Below are 3,531 nucleotides of genomic sequence, written 5' to 3' on the forward strand. Positions count from 1 at the left end.
GGGTACCGCCCGTACTTTGAGAACTACACAGTGGACGCGAGCATCTTAAATTTGATCGGACTTCGGTCCGACAGATTACAAAGATCTATTTATAGATCATTGGTCAATTTCGATCGTGAGACTCTTTGAGTCTTTCGATTCTTAATCGATTCAAACTCATGTGATTTCAAATTTCTAAGAGCAAACGGTGAATGCCTTGGCATGTAGAGCCGAAGAAGGACGTAGTAATCTGCGATAAGCCTCGGGGAGTTGATAAACGAACTGTGATCCGAGGATGTCCGAATGGGGAAACCCCGCCAGGCCCGTAAGGTGACCTGGTGACTCCCGCCTGAATATATAGGGCGGGTAGAGGGAACGTGGGGAAGTGAAACATCTCAGTACCCACAGGAAGAGAAAACAATAGTGATTCCGTTAGTAGTGGCGAGCGAACCCGGATGAGGCTAAACCGATCATGTGTGATAGCCGGCAGGCGTTGCATGGTCGGGGTTGCGGGACTTTTCTGCTGATTCTGCCGAACAGTGAGGGTTAGAGCGTTGTATAGACGAACAGGATTGAAAGCCTGGTCATAGAGGGTGCGAACCCCGTAGTCGAAATGCAGTAATCGCCCGAAGAGTATCCCAAGTAGCACGGGGCCCGAGAAATCCCGTGTGAATCTGTCAGGACCACCTGATAAGCCTAAATACTCCTACATGACCGATAGTGAACAAGTACCGTGAGGGAAAGGTGAAAAGTACCCCGGGAGGGGAGTGAAATAGTACCTGAAACCGTTTGCTTACAAACCGTTGGAGCCAGTCTGATTCTGGTGACAGCGTGCCTTTTGAAGAATGAGCCTGCGAGTTAGTGATATGTGGCGAGCTTAACCCGAGAGGGGAATGCGTAGCGAAAGCGAGTCTGAATAGGGCGATTCAGTCGCATGTCCTAGACCCGAAGCGAAGTGATCTATCCATGGCCAGGTTGAAGCGACGGTAAGACGTCGTGGAGGACCGAACCCACTTCAGTTGAAAATGGAGGGGATGAGCTGTGGATAGGGGTGAAAGGCCAATCAAACTTCGTGATAGCTGGTTCTCTCCGAAATGCATTTAGGTGCAGCGTTGCGTGTTTCTTGCCGGAGGTAGAGCTACTGGATGGCCGATGGGGCCTAAAAGCTTACTGACGTCAGCCAAACTCCGAATGCCGGTAAGTGAGAGCGCAGCAGTGAGACGGTGGGGGATAAGCTTCATCGTCGAGAGGGAAACAACCCAGACCACCAACTAAGGTCCCAAAGCGCGTGCTAAGTGGGAAAGGATGTGGAGTTGCACAGACAACCAGGAGGTTGGCTTAGAAGCAGCCACCCTTGAAAGAGTGCGTAATAGCTCACTGGTCAAGTGATTCCGCGCCGACAATGTAACGGGGCTCAAGCACGCCACCGAAGTTGTGGCATTGATATTTTTGGTAAGCCGCACACTTGTTGTGTTGGTTCAGCCGTGTTGATGGGTAGGAGAGCGTCGTGTGGCCAGCGAAGCGGCGGTGTAAACCAGCCGTGGAGGCTACACGAGTGAGAATGCAGGCATGAGTAGCGAAAGACGGGTGAGAAACCCGTCCTCCGAAAGATCAAGGTTTCCAGGGCCAGGCTAATCCGCCCTGGGTAAGTCGGGACCTAAGGCGAGGCCGACAGGCGTAGTCGATGGACAACGGGTTTATATTCCCGTACTGGCGAAAAACCGTCCAAGCTAATCCAGTAATGCTAAGCATCTGAATCCCACTGACCGGAGCCTTCGGGCCGAGGGGGTGGGCCTAGCGTGCGACCCTATGCTGGTGCGGTTAGCGTATTAACAGGTGTGACGCAGGAAGGTAGCTGAGCCGGGCGATGGTTGTCCCGGTCTAAGGATGTAGGCCGAGAGATAGGCAAATCCGTCTCTCATATAAGGCTGAGACCCGATGGGTAGCCCGTAAGGGCGAAATCAGTGATCCTATGCTGCCAAGAAAAGCATCGACGCGAGGTTTTAGTCACCCGTACCCCAAACCGACTCAGGTGATCAGGTAGAGAATACTAAGGAGATCGAGAGAATCGTGGTTAAGGAACTCGGCAAAATGCCCCCGTAACTTCGGGAGAAGGGGGGCCGGAGGCGTGAAGGGATTTACTCCTGGAGCGTTCGAAGGCCGCAGAGACCAGTGGGAAGCGACTGTTTACTAAAAACACAGGTCCGTGCCAAGTCGCAAGACGATGTATACGGACTGACGCCTGCCCGGTGCTGGAAGGTTAAGAGGAACGGTTAGCCGCAAGGCGAAGCTGAGAATTTAAGCCCCAGTAAACGGCGGTGGTAACTATAACCATCCTAAGGTAGCGAAATTCCTTGTCGGGTAAGTTCCGACCTGCACGAATGGCGTAACGACTTCCCAGCTGTCTCAACCGCGAACTCGGCGAAATTGCATTACGAGTAAAGATGCTCGTTACGCGCAGCAGGACGGAAAGACCCCGTGACCTTTACTACAGCTTGGTATTGGTGTTCGGTGTGGCTTGTGTAGGATAGGTGGGAGACTTTGAAGCTTGGACGCTAGTTCAGGTGGAGTCAACGTTGAAATACCACTCTGGTCATATTGGATATCTAACTTCGAACCGTGATCCGGTTCAGGGACAGTGCCTGGTGGGTAGTTTAACTGGGGCGGTTGCCTCCTAAAAAGTAACGGAGGCGCCCAAAGGTTCCCTCAACCTGGTTGGCAATCAGGTGTCGAGTGTAAGTGCACAAGGGAGCTTGACTGTGAGACTGACAAGTCGAGCAGGGACGAAAGTCGGGACTAGTGATCCGGCAGTGGCTTGTGGAAGCGCTGTCGCTCAACGGATAAAAGGTACCTCGGGGATAACAGGCTGATCTTGCCCAAGAGTCCATATCGACGGCATGGTTTGGCACCTCGATGTCGGCTCGTCGCATCCTGGGGCTGGAGTAGGTCCCAAGGGTTGGGCTGTTCGCCCATTAAAGCGGTACGCGAGCTGGGTTTAGAACGTCGTGAGACAGTTCGGTCCCTATCCGCTGCGCGCGCAGGAAATTTGAGAAGATCTATCCCTAGTACGAGAGGACCGGGATGGACGAACCTCTGGTGTGTCAGTTGTTCCGCCAGGAGCACCGCTGATTAGCTACGTTCGGAACGGATAACCGCTGAAAGCATCTAAGCGGGAAGCCGGCTTCGAGATGAGATTTCCATCCCTTCGGGGGAGAGGCTCGCAGCTAGACTACTGCGTTGATAGGCCGGATGTGGAAGAGGGGACTAAAGACCCTTGGAGCTGACCGGTACTAATAAGCCAATAATTTGATAACACACCAGTTTGAATAAGCTGCAAGCGTCCACTATGTGGTTCTCGACGTACGGTCGAGAACAACCCCTTCCAGGAGGGGTCTATAACTAAAAAATATAGAATCGATCCATCGAAAGATGTTTCGGCGGCTATAGCGAGAGGGAAACGCCCGGTCACATTCCGAACCCGGAAGCTAAGACTCTCAGCGCCGATGGTACTGCAGGGGGGACCCTGTGGGAGAGTAGGACACCGCCGGACTT

The 3,531-nt window shown here is 53.0% G+C and carries 2 rRNA genes; both read left to right on the forward strand.

The window, feature by feature from the left end:
• The first annotated feature begins 164 nt into the window (after positions 1-164).
• Positions 165-3,293 (forward strand): 23S ribosomal RNA (locus QN350_RS19350).
• Positions 3,294-3,412: 119 nt separating this feature from the next.
• Positions 3,413-3,529, forward strand: a 5S ribosomal RNA gene (rrf, locus tag QN350_RS19355).
• The last annotated feature ends 2 nt before the right edge of the window (positions 3,530-3,531 follow it).

This window comes from Cryobacterium sp. 10I5 (assembly GCF_035019865.1).
Classification (GTDB): domain Bacteria; phylum Actinomycetota; class Actinomycetes; order Actinomycetales; family Microbacteriaceae; genus Cryobacterium; species Cryobacterium breve_A.